We start from the raw sequence: 24,728 nt of genomic DNA, 5'->3' as shown, positions 1-24,728 counted from the left end.
GCTCTTCATCCGGGCCGATGGCCCCCATCCCCTTGCCTGCGCGCGCGTCATGCCCCGCATTTTCGGGCGGCTCTTGCGCCGCGTGATCGGCGTCGCTTTGGTCGAGGGCGACGGGCGTCTTACCCGCACCGCCCCCCGCATCGCCGCCACCCGGCGCGGCCCCGACCATCCGCCCCTTCCCCGTCCGCCCTTGGCTGGACAGGCCGATCCGTCCTGAGGGCTCGCCCATGCGTCGCCTCCTCCTCTCCTGCCTCGCGCTTCTGCTGCCCGCCTTCCTTGCCGCGCCCCCCGCCCGGGCCGAGGTGGCAATCGGCGATCACCCCGCGCTGACCACCCGCCATGGCGTGATCGAGGTGCGCGGCGGCTTTGCGCAGGAACGGCTTTACTGGAACGGCCAGATCGTGCCGGGGCTGATGGACGGGTTCCTGTCGATCCTCGGCGCATGGGGCCGGGCCGAGGAAAGCTTCGATTGGGTCATCCTCACCCATTTTCCGGGCGGCAATGCCTGCGACCCGCCCTTCATCGTGCTGCAGGTCTCGGCCACGGGCCTGCGCCGCAGCCCTCCCATCGGCGGCTGTGTCTGGCCGCTTCTCGACCTGCGCGTCGAACCGGGGCGGATCGCGCTCGACCTGCCGCACCGCGACCTGAATGTCGCGCGCGAAACCTTCACCTGGGATGGGCAGACCCTGACCAGCAGCCTCACCCGGCAACCCGCCGCGCAGGTCCCCGCCGGACCGGGGCCCGATGTCACCCGCTGGATCGGCACGCATCCCTCCCGCATCTTCGAGGATGCGGGCGAGCGCGCCCGTTTCGCCGCGATCCTCTCCCCCGACCAGATCCAGACACTCTCGACCGCCGTCAGTGTCGCCAATACCGTGACACGTTCGGGTGACTGGGTGATCGGGCAGGGCTGTTTCCCGCATCGCTGCAACCTTGAACGCGGCCTTTGGGCCTTGCGCATCAGCGACGGGGCACCGGCGGCCGCCTTTCTCAGCCGCGACGGCGGCGCGCGCCTCTTCGGCCCTGCCGCAACCGACCCGACCCTGCGCGCGGCCATCGCCGCCCATCGCCCGCAATGACCAGAAACGATCCCATGACCGACACCTCCCTTGCCCCCCTGACGCCCGAGGCCATCACCGCGCTCTTCACCCGCGCCGATGGCCAGTATCTCTTTGCCCGCTGGGGCCGGCCCATCGTCCCCGTCGTCTTCGGGGTGGAGGATGGCACCGTCTCCATCCTCAAGGGCGCGATCGAGGCCGTGGTGGCGCTGGCCGGTCACAAGATGGCCGAAACCGACCCCGAGCTTGGCGCGAACCTCATGGTCTTCTTCCTCCGCGATTGGGACGAGCTGACCGAAACCCCCAATCTCGACCGCCTGATCCCCGACCTCGCGCCCCTCGTCGCCCGCCTGCAACAGGCCGATGCCAACCAATACCGCGCCTTCCGCTTCGACCAGACCGGCGCGATCAAGGCGGCCTTCGTCTTCCTCCGCATGGATGACGCCCTGTCGCAAGCGCCCGCCGAAACCATCGCGCTCAGCCAGATCGTGCAGACGATCCTCCTGTGGTCCGACACGGCCTTTCTCGGGACCTCGCCCCTTGCTATTCTCCAGCCGGGTGGCCCCGCCATCCTCAAACCCGCCATCGCCGACCTGATCCGCGCCGCCTACGATCCCGTCCTGCCCGCGCAGGCCACCGATCCCGCCCATGCGCTGCGTCTGGCCGCCCGCCTGCCGAGGCCGCAATGACCCACAGCTTGCAAATCCGCGTCTATTACGAGGACACCGACCTCGCGGGCATCGTCTATTACGCCAATTACCTGCGCTTCATCGAACGCGCCCGCTCCGAAATGGTCCGCGCCGCGGGCATCGACCAGACAGCGCTCAAATCCGCGGGCCTCGTCTTTGCCGTCCGCAGGGTTGAGGCCGATTACCTCAGCCCCGCCCGTTTCGACGATGTGATCGAGGTGCGCACGACCCTGACCGCGCTCAAGGGCGCAAGCTTCACCATGGCGCAAGAGATCTGGCGCGACGACACCCTCCTCTTCCGCGCCGATGTCACCCTCGTGATCCTGACCGAAACCGGCCGCCCCGGCCGTCTTCCGGCAGATATCCGCGCACGCGTGGCCTCCCTTGCGGCGGAAGCAGGCCACTGACGCGGAAGTGTTCGCATTCCCCCTGACAACCTGTTAAATTGCGTCGCAAATGAGGCGTGCAAAGCGCCCGTGACCGCTTGAGGCTGGGGCAAAGGAACCCGACACAGACATGGAAACCCAAACGCTCGCTCTGGCGCAAGAGGCGGATTATACGCTGATTGCGCTCTTCTTCCGCGCGACCTTCATCGTGCAGCTCGTGATGCTCGGCCTGATCGCCGCCTCGATCTGGGTCTGGGCCGTCACCTTCACCAAGGCCAGGATGTATCGCCGCGCGCGCGCCAACGCGACCGCCTTCGATGCCGCCTTCTGGTCGGGCGAACCGCTGGACGAGCTTTACGACCAGATGGCCGAAAACCCCTCCAGCGCCTATGAACGCGTCTTCGTCGCGGGCATGACCGAATGGCGGCGCTCCTTGCGCGACGATGGCGGGCTGATCCCCGGCGTGCAGCAGCGCGTCGACCGCTCCATGGACGTGGCCATCGCCCGCGAAAGCGAACGCTGGACCCATGGCCTCAACTTCCTGGCCACGACAGGCTCGGCGGCACCCTTCGTGGGTCTCTTCGGCACCGTCTGGGGCATCATGCGCTCGTTCCAGGAAATCGCCATCTCGGGCAACACCTCGCTCGCCGTCGTGGCACCGGGGATCGCCGAGGCGCTTCTGGCCACGGGTCTCGGCCTTCTGGCCGCCATTCCCGCCGTGATCCTCTACAACAAGCTCAGCGCCGATGCCGACAGCCTCGTGACGGGCCTCGAAGGTTTCGCGGATGAGTTTTCCACCCTCCTGTCGCGGCAGCTCGACTGATGGGGGTCTCGCTCGCCACCAACAGCGGATCGCGCCGCCGGGGCAGGGGCCGCCGCGCCAACCTGCGCCCCATGTCGGAAATCAACGTGACGCCCTTCGTGGACGTCATGCTGTGCCTTTTGATCATCTTCATGGTCGCAGCCCCCCTGATGACCGTGGGCGTGCCCATCGACCTGCCCGACACCTCGGCCGAGGCGCTCCCCTCCGAGGAAGAGGAACCGCTGACCATCACCCTCACCCCCGAGGGCGAGGTGATGATCCAGACCACCGCCGTGCCCATGGGCGACCTGATCCCGCGCCTTCAGGCCATCGCCGCCGAGCGCGAGTCGACCCGCGTCTTCCTGCGCGCCGACGGCACCATCCCGTATGAGGACGTGATGCGCGTCATGGGCGCGCTCAATGCCGGCGGCTTCCGCGAGATCGGGCTGGTGACCGATGCGGGTGGTCCGCGTCTCGACGGCACGGGACAGTAGACAGGGGGCAATCGGAATGCGCCGGTCCCTTTACGCTTCGACAGCGATCCACGCGGCGATCCTTCTGTGGGTCGCCTTCGGCGATTCGCTGTTCCGCGAAAGCGATCCGGTCCCCTTCGAGATCACCGGTGTCACCATCCTGTCCACCGCCGAATTCGAGGCGCTGACCGAAGCCGTCGAACCGACGCCCGTGGCCGTCCAGACCACGCCGCCGCCCCCGCGCCCCACGCCGCCCACCGAACCCGACCCCGAACCTGTGGTCGAGGCGCGGCCGCCCGAACCAGACCCCCAGCCCGAACCGACCCCGCCGGGCGAGGTGACCGATACGATCGCGCCGCCCGCGCCCCTGTCGGGTGCGCCCGATCTGCCGCCCGATGGCAGGCCGACACCCCGCGCCGCCGACCGTGTCGCCCCCTTGCCCTCGCCCGCGCCCGAAGAAGATGTCGCCGTAGCCCCCGAAGCGACGCCCGAGGCCAGCGAGCCTGCGCCGACCGAAACCGTGACCGAGGCCCAGCCCGAAGCCGCGCCCGAGGAAGCCACGACCGAAATCGTGACCGAGGCCGAAACGCCCTCCGGCGGCCCCCTTGGCCCCACCGCCTCGATCCGGCCGCCCGCGCGCCCCGCGCGCCCCGAACCGCAACAGGCCGCAGCCCCCGCGCCAGAACCCGACCCCACCCCCGAACCCGAGCCGGAACCGCAGGCCGATCCGCTCGCCTCCGCCATCGCCTCCGCCGTGGCCGATGCGGTCAGCACGCCCGCCCAGCCCTCCGGCCCGCCCCTCAGTGCTGGCGCGCGCGACGGGTTCCGCGTGGCGGTCTCGGCCTGCTGGAACATCGGCTCGCTCTCGACCGAGGCGCAGGGCACGACCGTTGTCGTCGGCTTCGACATGACGCCCGATGCCCGCCCGGTCGATGGCACGCTGCGCCTTGTCTCCTCCGAAGGGGGAAGTGCCGCCGCCGCCCAGCAGGCCTACGAGGCCGCGCGCCGCGCCATCCTGCGCTGCGGTGCGAACGGCTATGGCCTGCCTGCCGAAAGCTATGACCACTGGCGGCAGGTGGAGCTTGTCTTCAACCCCGAAGGGATGCGGCTCAGATGATCCTGCGCGCCCCCCTCCGGCCATCCCGGCCCGCCCCGGATCACGTTTGGTCCATCATGGCCCCCCGGACCGTGACCCGATCCCGCTTTGCCCTTATCCTTCCGTCCCAAGGCCGCCCCACGCGGCAGGAGATGTTGCCATGTTGACCCGTCGTTCGCTCCTTCTCACCGGTTCCGCGCTCGCCGCGACCCCGCTTCTGCCCGCCCGTGCCCGCGCGCAGGCAGGCCCCCTCCGGCTCGAGATCACCGAGGGCGTGATCGAACCCTTGCCCTTCGCTCTCCCGACCTTCATCGCGCGCAATGGCGGGGCCGCCGATGCCGCCGCCGACATCAGCCGCGTCATCGCCGCCGATCTGCGCGGCACGGGGCTGTTTCGCCAGATCCCCGAAAGCGCGCATATCTCGACCATCACCGCCTTCGACGCGCCGATCCTCTATCCCGATTGGCAGGCGATCAACGCGCAGGCCCTCATCGTGGGCGAGGTCGAGGAACAGGGCGGCCGTCTCATCGTGCGATTCCGCCTCTTCGACGTGTTCAGCCAGCAGCCCTTGGGCGAGGGGCTGCAATTCGTCGGTTCCCGCGACGGCTGGCGGCGCATGGCCCATAACGTGGCCGATCAGGTCTATGAACGGATCACCGGCGAAACCGGCTATTTCGACACCCGCGTCGTCTTCGTCCACGAAGAAGGGCCCAAGAACGCCCGCCTCAAGCGCATCGCGCTGATGGATTACGACGGGGCCAACGTCCAGTTCCTGACCGACAGCCGCAACCTCGTGCTGGCGCCGCGCTTCAGCCCCAATGGCGACCGGATCATCTACACCAGCTACGAAAGCGGCCAACCCCGCGTCTACCTGATGGATGTGGCCAATCTCCAACCCCGCCCGCTCGAGGCCGTGTCGGCGGGCAACATGACCTTCTCGCCCCGTTTCACCCCGGATGGCGGCTCGGTCGTGTTCTCGATGGAACAGGGCGGCAATTCCGACATCTACCGTGTCGCGGTGGGCGGCGGCGCGCGCACCCAGCTGACCAACGCCCCCTCCATCGAAACCGCGCCCTCCTTCTCGCCCGATGGCAGCCGGATGGTTTTCGAGAGCGACCGCACCGGCGGGCAGCAGATCTACGTCATGCCCGCAGCCGGCGGCGAGCCTGCCCGCATCAGCCGCGGCACGGGCCGCTACGGCACGCCCGTCTGGTCGCCGCGTGGCGATTACATCGCCTTCACCAAGCAAGAGGCCGGGCGCTTCCACATCGGCGTCATGCGCACCGACGGCTCCGAGGAACGGCTCCTGACCGCCTCCTTCCTCGACGAGGGCCCGACCTGGGCCCCCAACGGGCGCGTGTTGATGTTCACCCGCGAAACCGCCGGGACCGATGGCGCGCCCGCCGTCTATTCCGTCGACATCTCGGGCCGCAACCTGCAACGCGTGGCCACGCCCGGCATGGCGTCGGACCCGTCCTGGTCGCCCCGCCTTCCCTGAGTTTCGCCCCCAACCCCGCATGGACTGCGCCTCCCGGCCCATGCTACACTGACCCAAAGAACAACAGGACCCGAGCATCATGACCTTTTCCCTGCGCAGCGCCGCCCTCCTTCTCATTGTCGCCCTTTCCGTCTCGGCCTGTGCCCGTGGCGGGCTGAATGACGGCGCGGGCGGCTTCAACGGCCAGGGCGGGGCGGGCACCGCCTCCGACCCGACCTCCATCGCCTTCTTCAACCAATCCGTGGGTGACCGCGTGCTCTTTGCCGTGGACCAATCCACCCTCAGCATCGAGGCGCAGTCGATCCTCTCGGCCCAGGCCCAGTGGCTTCTGGCCAACACCGAATACCGCGCCCTGATCGAAGGGCATGCCGACGAACAGGGCACCCGCGAATACAACCTCGCCCTCGGGGCGCGCCGCGCCTCGGCCGTGCGCGACTACCTCGTGTCGCAGGGCGTGCCCGACAGTCGCCTGTCCACCGTCAGCTACGGCAAGGAACGCCCGATCGAGATCTGCTCGAACGAAAGCTGCTACCAGCAGAACCGCCGCGCCGTGACGGTGCTTTCGGCCGGCGCCGGGGTCTGATCCCATGCGCCGCGCGCTGGCTCTCGGCCCGGTCCTTGCCCTCTGCCTCGGTCTTGCCGCGCCCCCCGCCTGGGCGCAGGACCGCGCGCAGACGCTCGCCGACATCCGTCAGGAGCTTTCGGTCCTCTTCGTCGAGATCCAGCGCCTGCGCGGCGAATTGAACACGACCGGCGGGGCCACGGCCCCCTCGGGCGGCGGCACCCTCCTGTCGCGCGTCGACGCGATCGAGGCCGAATTGCGCCGCCTCACCAGCCTGACCGAAGATCTCCAGATCCGCGTCGACCGCATCGTCACCGACGGCACCAACCGCGTGGGCGATCTCGAATTCCGCCTCTGCGAGCTGGAAACCGACTGCGACATCTCCAGCCTCGGGGATACGCCCCGCCTTGGCGGCGGCACCGCCGATGCCGCGCCCGCCGCCCCCATCACGCCCAGCCAGCCCACCGGCGGCGCCAATCTCGCCGTGGCCGAACGCGGCGATTACGAACGCGCGCTCGCGGCCTATGAAAGCGGCGATTACGCCGCCGCCGCCCAATTGTTCGAAGCCTTCACCCAGACCTATCCCGGCGGCCCCTTGAGTGCCGAGGCGCATTTCCTGCGCGGCCGGGCCGAAGCCGAACAAGGCAGCTGGAGCCGCGCCGCCCGTGCCTATCTCGACGCCTTCACCGCCAATCCCGAAGGTCCCCGCGCCCCCGCCTCCCTCGTCAATCTCGGCATCTCGCTGGGTGAACTTGGCCAGACGGACGAGGCCTGCCTGACCCTGGGCGAGGTCGGCCTGCGCTACCCCGGCGATCCCGCCATCCCCGAGGCGGAGGCCGCCCGGCTGCGTCTCGGCTGTTCGTGACGCCCGACATCCAAGACAGCCTCGAGGCCCGCTTCGCCGCCAGCATGGGGGCGCTCCTTGGCCCCGATTTCCCGCCCCATCTCGCGCTTGCCGTCTCGGGCGGGGGCGACAGCATGGCGATGCTGGCCCTTGCCCATGGTTGGGCCCGCGTCATGGGGATCGGCCTTCATGTCGTCACCATCGACCACGGCCTGCGCGCGGCCAGCGCCGCCGAGGCCGCGATGGTCGCTGCCGAATGCGCGGCCCTTGGCCATCCCCATGCCACCCTGCGCTGGCACTGGGACGGCACCGGCAACCTTCAGGACGCCGCCCGCTCCGCCCGCCTGCGCCTGATCGAGGACTGGCGCGGCGGCATCGAACATGTCCTGTTCGCCCATACCCTCGACGATCAGGCCGAAACCCTCCTGATGCGCCTTGTCCGCGGCTCGGGGGTGGAGGGGCTCTCTTCCATGGCCCCCCTGCGCCGCCCGCAGGGCATGGGCTTTTGGCAGGTGCGCCCGCTTCTCGACATCTCCCGCGCCGATCTGCGCCATTACGCCCGGACCCTGCGCCTGCCCTTCGTCGACGATCCCTCCAACGACGATCCCCGCTTCGACCGGGTGCGCGCCCGCCGCGCGCTGGCCGCACTCGCCGATCTCGGCCTGACCGCCCAGGGGCTGGCCGAAAGCGCAAAGCGGATGGACCGCGCGCGCGAGGCCTTGGCGCTGCGCGCGGCCGCCGTCGCCCGCACCCTTGTCCTTCAGGACGATCCCGTCACCGGACAGCTTGTCTTCGACCGCGACAGGCTCGCCGCCGTGGAACGCGACACGCAATTGCGCTGCCTTGCCGCCGCGCTGCAATGGGTGGGCGGTGCGCCCTACCGCCCGCGCGCTGCAGCACTCGACGGCCTGCTCGACCGCATCCTGGGCGGGGCGGGCGGCACGCTCATCGGCACGCAGGTCGCCGTAGGCCCCGCAAGCCTGCGCCTGTTCCGCGAACATGCCGCCGTCCGCGACCATGTGACACCGACAGGCCCCGATGACCTCTGGGACGGGCGCTGGCGCCTCCACGGCCCCGCCGTCGCGGGTCTGGCCATCCGCGCGCTTGGCCCCTCGGGCTGGGCGCAGCTCCCCGAAAAACCCGACAACGCGCCCCCTTTCGAGGCTGCGCTCGGCCTTCCGGCGGTCTTTGACGGCGACACGCTCATCGCCTGCGCGCCCCTTGGCTTCGGCCCTGCGCATGACTGCACGCTTCTGCGCCCGGCGGCGTCATTTGTCGCATTCCTGCAATTGCGTTGAAGTCCCGGCCCAAGCGCTTATCTTAGCGGGAATGGCGGGCTGATCACTCAGCCTGCGCGATCCGTGAGGGAGACTGCCTTGGGCAACGCGAGAAACGTCGCATTCTGGGTCATCCTGTTCCTTCTGATCCTGGCCTTGTTCAACCTGTTCTCGGGTGGCCAGAACCAGGTGGCGCAGCGTGGCGTGGCCTATTCCGAATTCATCACCCAGGTCGAGAACCGACAGGTTGTCTCCGCCACGCTCGATGGCGAGAACGTGCAGTTCACCACCGCCGATGGCACCTATTCGACCATCGCGCCGGGGGATGCGAACACCACCGATGTGCTCCTCAACAACGGCGTCCGGATCGAGGCGCGTCCGCAGGAACAATCGGGCTTCCTCTCCGTTCTCTCGCTCTGGTTGCCCGTTCTGGTGCTGATCGGCATCTGGATCTTCTTCATGAACCGGATGCAGGGCGGCGGTCGCGGCGGCGCGATGGGCTTTGGAAAATCCAAGGCGAAACTCCTGACCGAGAAACATGGCCGCGTGACCTTCGACGATGTCGCGGGCATCGACGAGGCCAAGGAAGAGCTCGAGGAGATTGTCGAATTCCTGCGCAATCCGCAGAAATTCAGCCGCTTGGGCGGCAAGATCCCCAAGGGCGCGCTGCTTGTCGGCCCGCCCGGCACCGGTAAGACGCTGCTCGCACGTGCCATCGCGGGCGAGGCGGGCGTGCCCTTCTTCACCATCTCGGGCTCCGATTTCGTCGAGATGTTCGTCGGCGTGGGCGCCTCCCGCGTCCGCGACATGTTCGAACAGGCGAAAAAGAATGCGCCCTGCATCGTCTTCATCGACGAAATCGACGCCGTGGGCCGGTCACGTGGTGTGGGCTATGGCGGCGGCAATGACGAACGCGAACAGACGCTGAACCAGCTGCTCGTCGAAATGGACGGCTTCGAGGCGAACGAGGGGATCATCATCGTCGCGGCCACCAACCGCCCCGATGTGCTCGACCCCGCCCTGCTGCGCCCCGGCCGTTTCGACCGTCAGGTCCAGGTCCCGAACCCCGACATCAAGGGCCGCGAGCGCATCCTGGGCGTTCACGCCCGCAAGGTGCCTCTGGGGCCCGATGTCGACCTGCGCATCATCGCGCGCGGCACGCCCGGGTTCTCGGGCGCGGATCTGGCCAACCTCGTGAACGAGGCGGCGCTGATGGCCGCCCGTGTGAACCGTCGCTTCGTCACGATGGACGATTTCGAACGCGCCAAGGACAAGGTGATGATGGGCGCGGAACGCCGCTCCATGGTCATGTCCGAGGATGAAAAGAAACTGACCGCCTATCACGAAGCCGGTCACGCCATCGTCGGCCTGAACGTTCCCGACCATGACCCGATCCACAAGGCCACGATCATCCCGCGCGGCCGCGCGCTGGGCTTGGTCATGTCCTTGCCGGAACGCGACCAGCTGTCGGTCAGCTACCGCAAGTATACCTCCAAGATCGCCATGGCGATGGGCGGCCGCGTGGCCGAGGAACTGGTTTTCGGCAAGGAAATGGTCACGTCGGGCGCGGCTTCCGACATCCAGCAGGTGTCCAAGATCGCCCGCGCCATGGTCACCCAATTCGGCTATGCCGAGGAACTGGGCTATGTCGATTACGCCAACGAGCAGCAGAGCTATCTGGGCGCGTATGGCGGCGGCACCAACCATTCCGAAGAGATGCAGAAACGGATCGACGCCAAGGTGAAGGAATTCATCGACGAAGGCTACGAGACCGCCAAACGCATCCTGACCGAAAAGCGCGAGGATCTGGAACGGCTGGCCCAGGGCTTGCTGGAATACGAGACCCTGACCGGGGCCGAGATCCAGAAGGTCATCAACGGCGAGGCGCTGAACCGCGGCGATGACGACGACGCCTCCTCGACCTCGGGCGGCACGCCCTCGATCACCGCGATCCCCAAGCTCAAGCCCAAGTCGCGCCCCTCGGGCGACATGGAGCCCGAGCCTTCGGCCTGATCCCGGCCATGGTCGATCCGAACGAAAAACCCCCGGTCGCCTGACCGGGGGTTTTGCCTTTCCGACGGGTCCTGCCGCGAAATCTTTACGAAACCTTGCCTTGGCCCTGAACCGGTCACGGTTCGTCAGGATCTGGCGGTCAATCTTTACCCTTCGTCAGGAAATGGCCGCCGATCTTAACCGCCCATGAACTTCTTGCGGGCCGCTTCCATCGATTTCTCCATCTCCGTCCACGCATCCTGCATGGTCGACTGGATCTCCTTCACCGCCGTCATGTTGGCGCGGCCCAGCTCTTCCATGTGCTTTTGCATGTGGTCGCGCTGTTCCTGAAGCGAGGCCATCTGCTTTTGCATCTGCTCCTGCTGCTGGGCACCCGCTTCCATCATCTTGGCCTGCATCTTGCGCATTTCCGCGTTCCACGCGTCCATCTGCGCCTTGGCCTGCGCCATGAAATCGGTTTTCTCAGCCATTTTCGGTCCTTCTGGTCAGGGTGATATGCCCATCCTAACACGATTGCCGCCCGCTTGTGCAGGGTTTCGGCTTGCATCCCCGCGCGCCCCGACCTCTCATCGCCCCGCCGTCATGGAGACCCGCGAATGCCCGCCCTGATCCCCACCGCCTTCACCGCGAAAGTCACGTGGCTCGGTGCGAATGCCGACCGCGACGCGGCGCTTGAAACGCAGGCCCTGACCGAAATGTCCCTGACTTTCCAAGGTTTTGGCGGCGAAAGCCATGCCGGGCTGACGCGCCCCGCCGACAGCCGCGTGCGCGCGCAATACAAGCGTGGAACCCCGATCCGCAACACCCGCCAGCTCTCGATCGTCTCGGCCGAAGACCTTGCCGCCATCGCCGCCGCCATGGGGCTCGCGGCCCTCGACCCCGCCCTGGTCGGGGCCTCGATGGTCGTCTCGGGCATCCCCGCTTTCAGCCATGTCCCGCCCTCGTCCCGCCTGCAAGACGAGGCCAGCGGCACGACGCTCACCATCGACATGGAAAACCGCCCCTGCCATCTGCCTGCCGCGCCCATCGACGCACGCCACCCCGGTTTCGGCAAGGCCTTCAAACGTGCGGCCCTGCACCGGCGCGGCGTCACGGCCTGGGTCGAGCGCGAGGGGACGATCGCGCTCGGCGCGACGCTCCGCCTGCATATCCCCGACCAACCCGCCTGGCCCCATCTGGAGGCCGCGCGCGCCACCGCCCGGTGACGCCTGTGTCCGATCGGAAACCCCGCGTGACGACAAGGCCCGTGAATGTGTCGTAATTCGGCCTCACAGCGGCCCGCGCGACGGCTAAGCATGTCCCGACAGACACGCCCGCAAGGGAAAGGGAGCCCGCCGACATGGCCTTCAAGACCGACATCGAAATCGCCCGCGCCGCACAGAAGAAACCGATCCAGGAGATCGGCGCGAAACTGGGCATCCCCACCGAGGCCCTGCTGCCCTACGGCCATGACAAGGCCAAGATCGGGCAGGATTTCATCACCGGCCTCAAGGACCGGCCAAACGGCAAGCTGATCCTTGTCACCGCGATCAACCCCACACCCGCGGGCGAGGGCAAGACGACGACCACCGTGGGCCTGGGCGACGGGCTGAACCGGATCGGGAAAAAGGCCGCGATCTGCATCCGCGAAGCCAGCCTCGGCCCCAATTTCGGGATGAAGGGCGGGGCCGCGGGCGGCGGCTATGCGCAGGTCGTGCCGATGGAGGACATGAACCTCCATTTCACCGGCGATTTCCACGCCATCACCAGCGCCCATAACCTGCTGTCGGCGATGATCGACAACCACATCTACTGGGGCAATGCGCTGGGCATCGACGAGCGCCGCGTCGTCTGGCGGCGCGTGATGGACATGAACGATCGCGCGCTGCGCGACATGGTCGTCAGCCTTGGCGGGGTCGCCAACGGCTTCCCGCGCCAGACCGGTTTCGACATCACCGTCGCCTCCGAGGTCATGGCGATCTTGTGCCTTGCCAGCGACCTGGCCGATCTGGAACGCCGGCTGGGCGACATGATCGTGGCCTATACCCGCGACAAGACGCCGATCTATTGCCGCGACATCAAGGCGGACGGGGCGATGACTGTGCTGCTCAAGGATGCGATGCAGCCCAATCTCGTGCAGACGCTGGAAAACAACCCCGCCTTTGTCCATGGCGGGCCCTTCGCCAATATCGCGCATGGCTGCAACAGCGTGATCGCGACGAGGACCGCGCTGAAACTGGCCGATTTCGTGGTGACCGAGGCCGGTTTCGGGGCCGATCTGGGCGCCGAGAAATTCATGAACATCAAGTGCCGCAAGGCGGGTCTTGCGCCCGATGCGGTGGTGATCGTGGCCACCGTGCGCGCGATGAAGATGAATGGCGGCGTGGCCAAGGCCGATCTGGGGGCCGAGAATGTCGCGGCGGTGCAAAAGGGCTGTGCCAACCTTGGCCGCCACATCGAGAACGTGAAGGGCTTCGGCGTGCCGGTCGTGGTCGGCATCAACCATTTCGCAGGCGATACCGAGGCGGAAATCGCCGCGGTGAAGGAGTATGTCGCGGCGCTGGGGTCCGAGGCGATCTTGTGCCGCCACTGGGCCGAGGGCGGGGCCGGGATCGAGGATCTGGCCCGCCGCGTCGCCGATCTGGCCGAGGGCGGCAGCGCCGATTTCCGCACGCTTTACCCCGACGAGATGGGGCTGATGGACAAGATCGAAACCATCGCGACCCGCATCTACCGCGCGGGCAGCGTGACGGCCGATGCAAGCGTGCGCGCCCAGCTCAAGGCCTGGGAGGACGCAGGCTATGGCAATCTGCCCGTCTGCATGGCCAAGACGCAGTATTCCTTCTCGACCGACCCCAACCTGCGCGGTGCCCCCGAGGGCCACACGATCCCCGTGCGAGAGGTGCGTCTGTCGGCGGGGGCGGGCTTTGTCGTGGCGATCTGCGGCGAGATCATGACCATGCCGGGCCTGCCCAAGGTGCCCGCCTCCGAGACGATCCGCCTCAACGATGCGGGCTTGATCGAGGGGCTCTTCTGAGGTCAAGGGGGGCGCGGCGGCAGGGGCATCGAGCCCCCGCCGCCGCGACCGCCGCCTGCCAGCGGCGGGGGCGATCCCTTGGGCCGCGCGGGGCGTGACCGGCGGGATTGCATATTTTTGGAAAGATGAAGGGCACGGGCATGGCGGCTGAGATCATCGATGGAAAGGCCTTTGCCGCAGAAGTGCGGGAACGGGTTGCGGAACAGGTCGCGGCGCTGAAGGCGGGGCCGGGGATCGTGCCGGGTCTTGCCGTGGTGCTGGTGGGCGAGGATCCCGCGAGCCAGGTCTATGTGAAGAACAAGGGCATCCAGACGGTCGCGGCGGGCATGGCGAGTTTCGAGCACAAGCTCGATGCCGCGACGCCCGAGGCCGAGATCCTGGCGCTTGTGGCGCGGTTGAATGCCGATCCTTCGGTCCATGGCATTCTCGTGCAATTGCCGCTGCCGGATCATGTCGACAGCGCCAAGGTCATCAATGCCATCGATCCCGCCAAGGATGTGGACGGGTTCCATATCTCGAACGTGGGCCTGCTTGGGACGGGGCAGAAGGCGCTGGTGCCTTGCACGCCGCTGGGCTGCCTGATGATGCTGCGCGACCATCACGGATCGCTTGCGGGGCTCGAGGCGGTCGTGGTCGGACGCTCCAACATCGTGGGCAAGCCCATGGCGCAATTGCTTTTGGGTGACAGCTGCACGGTGACGCTGGCCCATTCGCGCACGCGCGATCTGGCCGCCGTGTGCCGGAGGGCCGATATCCTTGTCGCGGCGGTCGGGCGGCCCGAGATGATCCTGGGCGATTGGGTCAAGCCGGGGGCGACGGTGATCGACGTGGGCATCAACCGCGTGCCGCATCCCGAGGATCCGTCGAAGACGCGGCTGGTGGGGGATTGCCATTTCGACAGCTGCGCCGCCGTGGCCGGGGCCATCACGCCGGTCCCGGGCGGGGTCGGGCCGATGACCATCGCCTGTCTACTGGCCAATACGCTGACGGCCTGCTGCCGTGCCAACGGCCTGCCGGAGCCTGCGGGATTGACGGCCTGAGGGATCGTCAGCTCGGGATCATGGTTCCCTGCAACAGCGCCACGGGTTTGCGGCTTCCGTCGGCGGCCTCGGCCTCGACCGTGGCGCGCACCACGCTCAGGCGGCGGCCAGCCTTCAGCACCTCGCCCCTGGCCACAAGGAAGCGCCCGCTTGCCGGCGCGATGAGGTTGATCTTCATCTCGATGGTCAGCACCTCGGATCCTTCGGGCATGGTCGAGAGGGCGGCATAGCCCGCCGCGCTGTCGCCGAGCGCGAAGCTGGCCCCGGCATGGGCAAAGCCGTGTTGCTGGCCGACGGCATCGGTGATCGGCATCCGCAAGACGGTCTGTCCAAATCCGACATGCAGGATCTGCGCCTGCATCGTGGACATGAGCCCCTGACGCGCAAAGCTGTCGCGGATCGCCCTTTCCACGGCGGGGGGTAGAACCTGGTCCTTGGTGTAGGGCACGAAAGAATATTTCCCGGGCTGGGGTTGATGCCTGCGGCTGAGAGGATTACTCGTATTTACATATAACTTTAGTTTATGATGATGGACTTTGGAATGAACACCGTATCGAAAGCGAATGGGCTTGCGATCTGGGTGTATCGTGGCCTGGCTTGGGTTTTCCTGTCTTTGGCCGTGACTGTCGCAGCCCCCTACAACGATGTCATGTCCTATGATTTCGGGCAACGCCTTGTCTATTGGGGGAGCGTGAATGCCCTGGCCATTCTGGTGGCGGCGCTGGTGCGTCATGTGATCCTTGCCTGGTTGCGCCGCGAAACGCTTGTCGTGCTGATGGGCGTGGCCGTGGTTCAGGCGCTGGTGCTGGGGCCATTGGTCTGGGGCGTCAACCTCGTGGTTTTCCGGTTCGATGTGGGGGACATCCTGTGGTTGGCGGAATTCACGGTGATCATGGGGCTGATCGCCTTTTGCGTGGCCCTTGTCCGCTACGAGGTGGCACGGGTCCGCCGCCTGGCGCAGGACCAGCTGGCGATGGTCGAGAAAGCGCGGCCCACTGAGGGTCCGGCGCGGCCGGGCTTTCTGGATCGCGGCGATACCGCGCTGGCGGGCGAGGTTCTGGTCGTGTCCGCCGATGATCATTTCCTGCATGTCACGACCACCGAGGAAAAGGGCCGCGTGCGGATGCGGTTTCGCGATGCGCTGAGCGAGCTTGACCAGATCCCGGGGTATCGCATCCACCGCTCGCATTGGGTGGCCAAGGCCGAATTGCTGGGCGTGCGGCCCGATGGGCGACGGCATCTGGCCTATCTGCGCTCGGGCGGGTCGCTGCCGGTCAGCGATGCCTATGTGGAAGAGCTGCGCAGGGCCGGGCTTTTCGAAGCGGGGGGCCGGGGCATCGGCAGGCGGATCGGGCGCGCGCCCAGCACCAGCATCTCGGCCCCCGCGCCCATGAGACCCGACAATTCCGGCCGGTCGCAGAACAGCCCGCCGGTATAGGCCCCGTAGGCGGGCAGGATCAGGCGGCGATCATCAAGCAGCGCGCAGCGCCGCGTCAGGGTCCGACCGCGGAGCGTGATGCGCGCCTTGGGGTGGTAATGTCCCGACACCTCGCCCGTCCCGGTCGGCTCGGCGATATGGCGAAAGACGAACGGCCCGATCCGGCTTTCCGACCGGCAGGAGCCGCCCAGATCGATGGGGCCCGGATCGTGATTGCCAAGGATCCATGTCCAAGAGAGCCCCGCCATCAACCCCGTCAACCGCGCAACCAGCGCCGCCCCAAGCCCCCGCGCGGCCTCCAGGTCGTCGAAACTGTCGCCAAGGCAGATCACCTCGGCGGGGGCGGTTTCGGTGATGTCCTGGGCCAGCCGGGTCAGCGTCTCTTCGGTGTCATAGGGGGGCAGCATCGGCCCGCCCGACCGGGCCAACCTGTCGGCTTTGCCGAAATGCAGGTCCGACACGCACAACAGCCGCCGCGCGGGCCAATGCAGCGCGCCCGACGGCAACAGGTGCAGCGTTTCGCCGCGAAACTCGAAGGGCAGGGCGTTCATGCTTTGTTCATAATCGTCGCCGGACCGCTCTTGCAAGGGGTCAGCGCGTCACCTCGACCAGACCGGCGGCGGTCATCAGCCGCTCCGCCTCCTGCTCCAGCAGGCGCTGGTCGGCCGCCCCCGCGATGGGCACCCGCCCCGGCTCGAGGAACAGGGGCGCGGCCAAGGGCGTGACGCGGGTCAGGCGCACATGGTCGATCCGGTCCCCGATCCGGGTCAGCATCGCCTCGATCCGGCCGAAATCGACCAGGCCGCGCATCGCCTCGGCCCGCGTGATGTCGAGCATGATGTGGCCGGGATCGTATTTGCGCAGCGTGTCATAGAGGATATCGGTCGAGAATGTCGCCTGGCGCCCGGTCTTGCGCGCCCGGCCGGGCTGGTTGCGCTCGATCAGGCCCGCGATCAGGGCGCTGGCCTTGAAGGTGCGCTTCATCACGGCATTCTCGGCCAGCCAGGCCTCCATGGTCTCGATGAGCTTGTCGCGGGTGAAGAGCGGGCGGGGGTCGTCCAGCGGGTCGAGCCCCCAGATCAGCGTTGCATAATCGGTGGCGACGAAGCCCATCGGGTTCAGCCCCATCTCCTCCATCCGCTGGGTGATCAACAGGCCAAGGGTCTGCTGCGCGTTTCGCCCCGCGAAGCCATAGGCAACCACATGTTCACGCCCGTCATGGGGAAAGCTTTCGACCAGCAGCCGGTCGCGTTCGGGCAGCCGACTGACCCGGCGTTGCAGATGCAGCCAGTCGCGGGTGTGACCGGGCAGATCGGGCCAATCCTCGGCGCGGAACATGGTCAGGATGCGATCCGACAGCTGGGTCGAGGTCGCGAATTTCGTGCCCATGAAGGTCGCGATCTTGGGCTTGAGATAGGGGGTGCGGCTGACCTCCACCACCATTTCGCGCATGCCCTCGTAGCGCACGATCTGGCCGCCGATCAGGAACGTGTCCCCCTTGCGCAGCATCGAGGCGAAATATTCCTCGACCTCGCCCAGTGGCGCGCCGCCCCGGGTTTTCTGGTAGCGGACCTGCATCTTGTCGGCATCGACGATGGTCCCGATGTTCATGCGGATGCGGGTGGTGGCGCGCGGGTCGCGCAATTGCCATTGGCCGTCTGGGCGTTGGATCAGCCGTTGCCATTGGTCATAGGCGCGCAGCGCATAACCCCCCGTTGCCGCGAAATCGAGGCATCGGTCGAATGTCTCGCGCGGCAGATCGGCATAGGCGCCTGCGCTGCGGATTTCCGCGAAGAGGTCATCGGCGTGAAACGGGCCTGCACAGGCGCGGATCAGGATATGCTGGCACAGCACGTCAAGCGGGCCGGTATGGTCGGTGTCGCCGTCCAGCTGGTGGGCGCGCACGGCGTCCAGCGCCGCGGTGCATTCGATCACCTCGAACCGGTTGGCGGGCACGATCAGCGCCTTGGAGGGCGCGTTGTAGCGGTGGTTGGCCCGTCCGATCCGCTGCACCAAGCGCTTCACGTTCTTGGGCGCGCCCACCTGGATGACAAGATCCACATCGCCCCAATCGATGCCCAGATCGAGCGACCCGGTGCAGACGATGGCGCGCAAGCGCCCCTCGACCATCGCCTGTTCGACCTTTTCGCGCTGTTCGCGGGCCAGCGCGCCATGGTGGATGCCGATGGGCAGCTGATCTTCGTTGGCCAGCCACAGGTGGTGAAAGAACAATTCCGCCTGCGCGCGGGTGTTGTGAAAGATCAGCGTGGTGCGGTGGCGCTTGATCTCTTCCAGCACCGCCGGAATGGCATATTTGCCGCCACCGCCCGACCATGGCGGCGGGGCCTCGGTCGTGAGCATGGCGATATCGGGGTCGGGTCCGGGATCGGCTTGCAGGATCGCGCAAGGGTCGGGGTGGCGGGCGAGAATCCGGGCGATGGCGGCGGGGTCCTCGACCGTGGCCGACAGGCCCACGCGGCGCAGGTCGGGGGCAAGGGCCGACAGCCGCGACAGCGCCAGCATCAGCTGATCGCCGCGCTTGCTTTCGGCCAGCGCGTGGATTTCGTCGACGATGATCCGCCTCAGCCCCGCGAAGGTGCGCGCCGCATCCTCGTAGGACACCATCAGCGCCAGCGATTCCGGCGTCGTCAGCAAGATATGCGGCGGGTCGGCGCGTTGGCGGCGCTTGGTGTGGGAGGATGTGTCGCCGGTCCGATCCTCGACCCGGATGGGCAGGTCCATATCCGTGATGGGGCCGGTCAGGTTGCGCTTGATGTCGGCGGCCAGCGCCTTGAGCGGCGAGACATAAAGCGTGTGAAGCCCCTTGTGGCTGCCATCGGCCAGATCGGCGAGCGTCGGCAGGAAACCCGCCATCGTCTTGCCCCCGCCCGTGGGCGCGATGAGCAATTGGCAGGGCAGATCGGCCCGTTCCAGCATGGCTTGCTGATGGGGGTGGATCGACCAGCCCCGGCTGGCGAACCAGCCGGTGATGGCAGGGGGCAGGGCGCGCGTCATGTCACCCTAGATAATCGCTTGCGCGCGCTTGGCCATGGGGGCGTTTTGCTGCAGCAAAACGGCCCGGAAAACGCGCGTTTTCCGGGCCGCGAAACTGCAGTTTCGCCCGCGCCTCAGTGAACAATCTTTTCGTGTCTCACGAACAGGTTGTCCCAGGCCCGGTCGATGAATTCGGGCCGCATCTGGTAGGGGATGCCCTCGAATTCGCAGATCGCCTTGATCTGGTCGCACAAAAAGACCGGGTGGTAATTGGCATAGGCGTTGTCGATCGCCGGATACTTGTTCTTGAGCAGGTGGATCAGCGAGGCCTCGTCCAGCGGCACGCCCTTTTTCTTGGCGACCAGGGCAAAAATCCTCAGGAATTGCTCCTGCGTCGGCCCGTCGATCTTGACCTTGAAAAAGATGCGCCTGAGCGCGGCCTGGTCAAAGATCTCGTTGGGATGGAAGTTGGTCGAAAACACCACCAGCGTGTCGAAGGGCACTTCGAATTTTTCGCCCGATTGCAGCGCGAGGATGTCATAGGCGTTTTCCATCGGCACGATCCAGCGGTTGATCAGCGCCTGTGGCGGTTCCTCCTGCCGGCCAAGGTCGTCGACGATGAAGACACCGCCCGTCGCCTTGAGCTGCAGGCTCGCCTGGTAGGTGCGGCTGACCGCATTGTAGGTCAGATCGAGCATCGACAGCGTCAGTTCGCCCCCGGTCATGACCGTCGGGCGCGTGCACAGGATGTAGCGCGTATCCGACCGCGACGCGGCACGCCGCAGCGGGCTCAGCTCGGCCTCCGGTGTCGTGGGGACCGGCGTATGGACGATCGGATCGAACAGCGTGATCACCTGACCGGCATAGGCCAGCGCATGGGGCACGTGGATCGTGTCGCCCATCGCGTTGCGGATGCCCTCGGCGATGGAGGATTTGCCGTTGCCGGGCGGGCCGTACATCAGCACCGACCGCCCCGAGCCCACCGCCGGGCCCAATTGGTCGATCAGACCCTTGGGCAGGATCAGATGCCCCATGGAGCGTTCCAGCATCTCGCGCGTGAGGCGGATGTCGCGGATCGACTGGCGCTTGACCTGTGCCTTGTAATCCTCGAGCGGCACGGGCATCGCGCCGTAGTATTCCGACTGGCTCAACGCATCGAGCGCGCGCGCCTTGCCGCCGTCGGTCAGCTGGAACCCCATCTCCGAACCCGAGGTCGCATGCAGCGTGCCCGTGGCCTGCATCAGGCCCATGTCGCGCAGCCCGTCGATCAGCTCTTGCGCAAGCGGCAGGGGCAGCGCGATGGCCCGCGCGATATCGGAGGCTTTTTCCACGTTCTTGCGAAAGACCGTCTTGAGCAGGATGTCCCGCATCATCACCGGCGTCAGCCCGGTGTCGGACAGTTTGCGCAGCGGCGGTGGTGCGGTCAGATCGCTTTCGGAAACCCGGACGTTCATGTGGTCATGCCCCGTTTGAGTGAACGGGACCGGGGTAGGGGGCGAATGCGGCCTATCTTGGGCGCTCTTTTGAAAGCTCGGGGGCGCTTACACCCCCGCGCTCACCCCAAGGGCAAGATAGACCGCCAGCGCGCCTGCCAGCGCCACGCCCATCGGGAACAGCTTGCCCTGGTCCCACGATGTCCAGCCCGCGGTCGCGCGGCGCACGGCGGGCACGCGCCCTGCCACGCGGTGGGTGATCCACGATCCGATCAGGACCAGCGCGAAAAGCATGAGAAAGAACAGCCCATCCCCCGGTGCCACGAATGGCGCCATGGCGGCGGCGAATTTCGCATCCCCCGCCCCGACAAGCCCCAGCGACGTGATCACGAAACCGATCACAAGCACGATGGCCAGCGCCGCAAGCCGCCACAGATAGGTCTCGAAGCTCCAGACGCCCATCCCCAGAACCAGCATAAGCCCGACGACAAGGAACACCCCCGCCAGGGCCAGAACGGCAGTATTGGGAATGCGCATCGCGCGCAGGTCGCTCCAGGCCACCCAAAGGCAGATCGGAAGCACGAAGGGCAAAAACCACAGCGCCTCGGTGGTGCTCAGGGCCAGCATCATCAGCCACGCACCTCGGTATCGAGCGCCGCAAGCGCCCTCACCGCCGCCTCGAAATGCTGGGGATGGGTCTCGATCGCCTCGGCCAACAGGGCCCGGCCCACATCCGTCTCGCCCTGCCGGATCGCGGCCAGCGCCGCCGTATGCAGCAATTGCGCGCGCTCCATCTCGGTCATCTGGACCAGCGGCAACTGGTAATTGCCCTGCGCCGCCCTCGCGAGGACCAGGTTGTTCTTGGCGGTGAACAGGTCGGGATCATAGCTGATGGCTTGCAGGAACAGGCTTTCCGCGCTGTCGAAATCGCCCCGTGTCAGGCGCGAATAGCCCCAGTTGTTCAACACGTTGGCCGGTCGCGTCGTCAGGCCCACGGCGGTTTCGTAGAAACTGTCGGCCCGGTCCCATTCCTGGTTGGCATCGGCGACCATCGCCTCCAGACGGTAGCGCTCGTAGCTTTCCAGCGTGGGGGGCACCCGGTCGAGCTGGGCTTCGGCCTCGTCCCAGGCTCCGGTCCGGATCAAGGCGCCGGCATAATCGATGCGGTCCTGTTCGATGGCCGCGTCGCTCTCCACGATGGCCTGCCAATGCGCGACCGCCTCGTCCGCCCGTCCCGCCCGCACCAGGCTTGCCGCAAGCCCGCGCCGCAGATCGACCCGCGCGGGGTTTTCCGAATAGGCGCGGCGGAAATAGGCCACGGCCTCGTCGGGGGCGGCGGCCGTCAACATGATGTCGTTGAGGTTGCTTTCGTCGATCGTGTTCAGGGGGCCGTCCGCACGGTTCACGTCCATGGAACGGGGCATGTCGCACGCCGCTGTCGCCAGCGTCACCGCGACCACCGGTACAAGCCGGAGGTGGAACCTCATCTGAAACCTCTTACTGCTCGAACTCTGTTCCCCGGGTCCGTCACGGATCGGGGCGAAGCTCGAAAACCCCACCCCCGCGCCGCAACAGCCCAAGGCCGTCTTGGTTATTCGCTCCAGTATAGACCGTCTCGTCCATTCGCGCGATAGCGCGTCGAAGGTTGTCGCGAATAGCGTCCGAACTGCCACTATCGAGAGAAAAAGCACTTTCGAAAACGCGCCTTGCCTCGCCGTATTCGCCTTGTTCCATCAAGGCCACGCCGAGATTGTTCCAGGCCGGCACGTAGCGGTCATCAAGCTCGATGGCCCGCCGGAACTGGTCTTCGGCCTGACCGATCCGCCCCAGCGCAAGGTTCGCCGACCCGATCGCGGTCAGCACGCCCGCATCCAGCCCCTGTTCGGCCGCCGCCCGGTAATAGGCGCGCAGCGCAAGATCGTGCTGGCCCGCATCCATCAAGCGGTCGCCGACCAGCAACTGGTCCACACCGTCTTGCAAGACAACCGTGCCGGCCGGGGCGGCAATCTCCAGCTCTTGCGGCAGGGGATCGAGCAGATCGTCGGCCTGCGTCTCCACGCAAGCCGACAGCGCCAGGAAACCTGCAAGGATGATGAGCCCCCTCATCGTCATGTGTATGGTCCTTGTCCCTGCACGTTCCCGTCAGCCGCCCCCAAGGCTTTGCGCGATGCCGTAGATCGATGGGCCGATCAGGATGATGAGAAGCGGCGGAAGACAGAACAACATCGTCCCGAGCGTGATCTTCGTGGGCAGCTTGTTGGCTTTCTCTTCGGCCCGCATCACGCGCTTGTCGCGCATTTCGGCGGCATAGACGCGCAGCGCTTCGGCGACCGAGGTGCCGAAGGTCGCCGACTGGATCAGCGTCGTCACGAAACTGCTCACATCCTGGATGCCGACACGTTCCCCCATGTCCCGCAAGACGCGGGTCTTGTCCTTGCCGGCCTTCATCTCGTAGGCGACGATCTCGAATTCCTCGGACAGGGCGGGATAGCCGCTGCGCATTTCCTTGGCCACGCGGATGATCGCCTGGTCCAGCGATTGACCCGCCTCGACACAGACCAGCATCAGGTCGAGCGAGTCGGGAAAGCCCGTGGTGATCTCGTCGACCCGGTTCTGAATCCGGCGCGTCACCCAGTATTTCGGCCCGTAATAGCCCACGAGGCCCGGCACCAGAACCGTCAGGACAAGACTTTGCATCGTCTCGCCGCCCCCGAACAGGATCGCGAGCGTGCCCAGCAACAGCCCCCCGATGCCAAGCGCGAATTGCGCGAAATGCAGCATCTGCACCGCGCTCTTGGACCGGTAGCCCGCGCGCACCAGTTGCAGCCGGATGGCGCTGTACTGCGTCTGGTCCTGCGGTTCGAGATATTGGGCGAACCGGTCGAGCCGGGCATCGGACCCACCCGCGCGGCGCAGACTGGCGGCATCGACCCCGCTGCCGCTCTCCTCCAGCCGCAACGCCTTGAGCTTGTCGAGCGGGTCCTTGCGCTTCATCAGCATCGGCGGCAAGGCCATCAGCACCAGAAGCACACCAAGCGCCCCCGCCGCGATCAGCGGTCCCAGATCGCCCAATTGCGCGACAAGAAAGGCGTTGAGGCTGTCGAACAGCGCCTGGATGGTGGACATCGCGCAATCTCCGGGTTCAGACCTTGATGTTCACGAGCATCTTCATGAAGATCATGTTCATCAGAAGCATGACCCCGACCACGATGCAGGCGGGCAGAAAGACGGGCGTTCCCATCACGTCGTCGTAATAGTCGGGCTGCATCACGTTGATCCCCACAAGCGCCAGCAGCGGAAAGACCGACAGAAAGGTGCCGGACCATTTCGCTTCGCCCGTGATGGCCTTGACCTTGCGGATCAGCTTGAAGCGCGCGCGGATCACCTCGGACAGACCCTGAAGGATCTCGGCAAGATTGCCGCCCGCGGTCTGCTGGATGCCCACGGCGACGGCCATGAAGCGCAGATCCTGGCTGTCGAGCCGTTCGGCCAGGGCGCGGATCGATTCCGACACGTCGCGGCCATAAGCGGCTTCATCCGCGATGATGCCCAGCTCGGAGGCCAGCGGATCGGCGATTTCGCGCGAGACGGTGTTGATCGCCGACACGAACGGATGCCCCACCCGCAGGCTGCGCACCATCAATTCGATGGCATCGGGCAATTGCTCGTCGATCATCGCAAGGCGTTTCTTGGCCTTGGAATTGACCCAGTAGAACACGCCTCCCACGCCCATCCCGACCGAGATCAGAAGCCGCAGGGGCAACGCGGTCGCGGTCAGAATGCTCATGCCCACGAAAGCGGCCACCGACAGGGCGACCATCACAAGGATCAGCTGCCCCGGCGAAAAGGCGATATTCGCCTTTTGCGCCTTGTCCGCGATGAGGGCGTAAAAGGGGATCGGCGATGCGCCCTTGTGCAGGTCCAGCTCCTTGCGCAGCTTGGCCAGAACGTCTTCGCGCGACGATCCCTTTTCCAGCATCGCAAGCCGGCGGTTGACCCGCGCATTCAGGCTGATCGATTTGCCGAAGATCGCAAGGTAGATACCTTCGACCAGCATCACGATGCCGACGAAGATACCGATATAGATAAGCGGTTCGGGGGACAGCATC

Annotated in this window: 24 protein-coding genes and 2 pseudogenes; 16 read left to right on the top strand and 10 right to left on the bottom strand. The window is 66.7% G+C overall.

What is annotated here, in order from left to right:
* Positions 1 to 40: 40 nt before the first annotated feature.
* From AABA51_RS17145 to ftsH, 12 genes and pseudogenes are all read left to right on the top strand, one after another.
* Positions 41 to 169 (top strand): annotated as a pseudogene (locus tag AABA51_RS17145) (Holliday junction branch migration DNA helicase RuvB); the annotation flags it as partial.
* A 58-nt stretch (positions 170 to 227) separates the two neighbouring features.
* Positions 228 to 1,079 (top strand): hypothetical protein, encoded by an 852-nt coding sequence (locus tag AABA51_RS11975; protein ID WP_338272127.1) that lies wholly within the window; start codon positions 228 to 230, stop codon positions 1,077 to 1,079.
* Between the two features lie 14 nt (positions 1,080 to 1,093).
* The gene (locus AABA51_RS11970) at positions 1,094 to 1,747 is read left to right on the top strand and encodes a hypothetical protein (RefSeq protein ID WP_338272125.1); all 654 of its coding nucleotides are present in this window, start codon (positions 1,094 to 1,096) and stop codon (positions 1,745 to 1,747) included.
* Positions 1,744 to 2,154 (top strand): tol-pal system-associated acyl-CoA thioesterase, encoded by a 411-nt coding sequence (gene ybgC, locus AABA51_RS11965; protein WP_338272124.1) that lies wholly within the window; start codon positions 1,744 to 1,746, stop codon positions 2,152 to 2,154. Before AABA51_RS11970 ends, ybgC begins: the two co-directional genes overlap by 4 nt.
* Positions 2,155 to 2,263: 109 nt before the next feature.
* On the top strand, positions 2,264 to 2,956 hold the full coding sequence (gene tolQ, locus AABA51_RS11960) for a protein TolQ (protein ID WP_338272122.1): 693 nt from the start codon (positions 2,264 to 2,266) through the stop codon (positions 2,954 to 2,956).
* Positions 2,956 to 3,429, top strand: coding sequence for a protein TolR (tolR, locus tag AABA51_RS11955; protein WP_338272121.1), 474 nt, complete (start codon positions 2,956 to 2,958; stop codon positions 3,427 to 3,429). Before tolQ ends, tolR begins: the two co-directional genes overlap by 1 nt.
* Positions 3,430 to 3,445: 16 nt before the next feature.
* Entirely contained in the window at positions 3,446 to 4,525 is a 1,080-nt protein-coding gene (locus tag AABA51_RS11950) for a hypothetical protein (protein WP_338272120.1), read from the top strand.
* A 139-nt stretch (positions 4,526 to 4,664) separates the two neighbouring features.
* Positions 4,665 to 6,002 carry a Tol-Pal system beta propeller repeat protein TolB gene (tolB, locus tag AABA51_RS11945; RefSeq protein ID WP_338272119.1) on the top strand — a complete coding sequence of 446 codons (1,338 nt, stop codon included), beginning with the start codon at positions 4,665 to 4,667 and terminating at the stop codon, positions 6,000 to 6,002.
* Positions 6,003 to 6,081: 79 nt separating this feature from the next.
* Entirely contained in the window at positions 6,082 to 6,585 is a 504-nt protein-coding gene (gene pal / locus AABA51_RS11940; RefSeq protein ID WP_338272118.1) for a peptidoglycan-associated lipoprotein Pal, read from the top strand.
* 4 nt (positions 6,586 to 6,589) lie between these two features.
* Positions 6,590 to 7,429 (top strand): tol-pal system protein YbgF, encoded by an 840-nt coding sequence (gene ybgF / locus AABA51_RS11935; RefSeq protein ID WP_338272117.1) that lies wholly within the window; start codon positions 6,590 to 6,592, stop codon positions 7,427 to 7,429.
* Entirely contained in the window at positions 7,426 to 8,706 is a 1,281-nt protein-coding gene (gene tilS, locus AABA51_RS11930) for a tRNA lysidine(34) synthetase TilS (RefSeq protein ID WP_338272116.1), read from the top strand. Before ybgF ends, tilS begins: the two co-directional genes overlap by 4 nt.
* Positions 8,707 to 8,784: 78 nt before the next feature.
* Positions 8,785 to 10,698, top strand: coding sequence for an ATP-dependent zinc metalloprotease FtsH (ftsH, locus tag AABA51_RS11925; protein ID WP_338272115.1), 1,914 nt, complete (start codon positions 8,785 to 8,787; stop codon positions 10,696 to 10,698).
* 176 nt (positions 10,699 to 10,874) lie between these two features.
* On the opposite strand, the gene AABA51_RS11920 is transcribed toward ftsH, so the two are convergent.
* Positions 10,875 to 11,168, bottom strand: a complete 294-nt coding sequence (locus tag AABA51_RS11920; protein ID WP_338272114.1) for a hypothetical protein — start codon at positions 11,166 to 11,168, stop codon at positions 10,875 to 10,877.
* A 126-nt stretch (positions 11,169 to 11,294) separates the two neighbouring features.
* Between AABA51_RS11920 and AABA51_RS11915 the strand changes: the two genes are divergently transcribed.
* From AABA51_RS11915 to folD, 3 genes are all read left to right on the top strand, one after another.
* Entirely contained in the window at positions 11,295 to 11,903 is a 609-nt protein-coding gene (locus tag AABA51_RS11915) for an MOSC domain-containing protein (protein ID WP_338272113.1), read from the top strand.
* A 134-nt stretch (positions 11,904 to 12,037) separates the two neighbouring features.
* Positions 12,038 to 13,714: a formate--tetrahydrofolate ligase gene (locus tag AABA51_RS11910; RefSeq protein ID WP_338272112.1), complete on the top strand. Its 1,677-nt coding sequence runs from the start codon at positions 12,038 to 12,040 to the stop codon at positions 13,712 to 13,714.
* A 140-nt stretch (positions 13,715 to 13,854) separates the two neighbouring features.
* Entirely contained in the window at positions 13,855 to 14,754 is a 900-nt protein-coding gene (gene folD, locus AABA51_RS11905; protein ID WP_338272111.1) for a bifunctional methylenetetrahydrofolate dehydrogenase/methenyltetrahydrofolate cyclohydrolase FolD, read from the top strand.
* A 7-nt stretch (positions 14,755 to 14,761) separates the two neighbouring features.
* Here the strand turns inward: folD and AABA51_RS11900 are convergent, their stop codons facing one another.
* The gene (locus AABA51_RS11900; RefSeq protein WP_338276563.1) at positions 14,762 to 15,124 is read right to left on the bottom strand and encodes a PaaI family thioesterase; all 363 of its coding nucleotides are present in this window, start codon (positions 15,122 to 15,124) and stop codon (positions 14,762 to 14,764) included.
* A 153-nt stretch (positions 15,125 to 15,277) separates the two neighbouring features.
* On the opposite strand from AABA51_RS11900, the pseudogene AABA51_RS11895 reads away from it, so the two are divergent.
* Positions 15,278 to 16,000: pseudogene (locus AABA51_RS11895) on the top strand (LytTR family DNA-binding domain-containing protein); the annotation flags it as partial.
* 38 nt (positions 16,001 to 16,038) lie between these two features.
* Here AABA51_RS11895 and pdeM read toward each other — a convergent pair.
* From pdeM to AABA51_RS11855, 8 genes are all read right to left on the bottom strand, one after another.
* Positions 16,039 to 16,743: a ligase-associated DNA damage response endonuclease PdeM gene (gene pdeM, locus AABA51_RS11890; protein ID WP_338272110.1), complete on the bottom strand. Its 705-nt coding sequence runs from the start codon at positions 16,741 to 16,743 to the stop codon at positions 16,039 to 16,041.
* A gap of 40 nt (positions 16,744 to 16,783) precedes the next feature.
* Positions 16,784 to 19,207, bottom strand: a complete 2,424-nt coding sequence (locus AABA51_RS11885) for a ligase-associated DNA damage response DEXH box helicase (protein WP_338272108.1) — start codon at positions 19,205 to 19,207, stop codon at positions 16,784 to 16,786.
* 113 nt (positions 19,208 to 19,320) lie between these two features.
* Positions 19,321 to 20,640 carry an ATPase gene (locus tag AABA51_RS11880; protein WP_338272106.1) on the bottom strand — a complete coding sequence of 440 codons (1,320 nt, stop codon included), beginning with the start codon at positions 20,638 to 20,640 and terminating at the stop codon, positions 19,321 to 19,323.
* 87 nt (positions 20,641 to 20,727) lie between these two features.
* Positions 20,728 to 21,249 carry a prepilin peptidase gene (locus AABA51_RS11875; RefSeq protein ID WP_338272105.1) on the bottom strand — a complete coding sequence of 174 codons (522 nt, stop codon included), beginning with the start codon at positions 21,247 to 21,249 and terminating at the stop codon, positions 20,728 to 20,730.
* Positions 21,249 to 22,106 carry a tetratricopeptide repeat protein gene (locus AABA51_RS11870; protein WP_338272104.1) on the bottom strand — a complete coding sequence of 286 codons (858 nt, stop codon included), beginning with the start codon at positions 22,104 to 22,106 and terminating at the stop codon, positions 21,249 to 21,251. The genes AABA51_RS11875 and AABA51_RS11870 overlap by 1 nt, the downstream gene beginning before the upstream one ends.
* 40 nt (positions 22,107 to 22,146) lie before the next feature.
* The gene (locus AABA51_RS11865; protein ID WP_338272103.1) at positions 22,147 to 22,731 is read right to left on the bottom strand and encodes a tetratricopeptide repeat protein; all 585 of its coding nucleotides are present in this window, start codon (positions 22,729 to 22,731) and stop codon (positions 22,147 to 22,149) included.
* Between the two features lie 30 nt (positions 22,732 to 22,761).
* Entirely contained in the window at positions 22,762 to 23,745 is a 984-nt protein-coding gene (locus AABA51_RS11860) for a type II secretion system F family protein (RefSeq protein WP_338272102.1), read from the bottom strand.
* A gap of 16 nt (positions 23,746 to 23,761) precedes the next feature.
* Positions 23,762 to 24,727 carry a type II secretion system F family protein gene (locus AABA51_RS11855; RefSeq protein ID WP_338272100.1) on the bottom strand — a complete coding sequence of 322 codons (966 nt, stop codon included), beginning with the start codon at positions 24,725 to 24,727 and terminating at the stop codon, positions 23,762 to 23,764.
* Position 24,728: the final 1 nt, after the last annotated feature.

This window comes from Roseicyclus marinus, from assembly GCF_036322625.1.
Classification (GTDB): Bacteria; Pseudomonadota; Alphaproteobacteria; order Rhodobacterales; family Rhodobacteraceae; genus Roseicyclus; species Roseicyclus marinus_A.
This window is presented reverse-complemented; position numbering and strand designations above follow the sequence as displayed.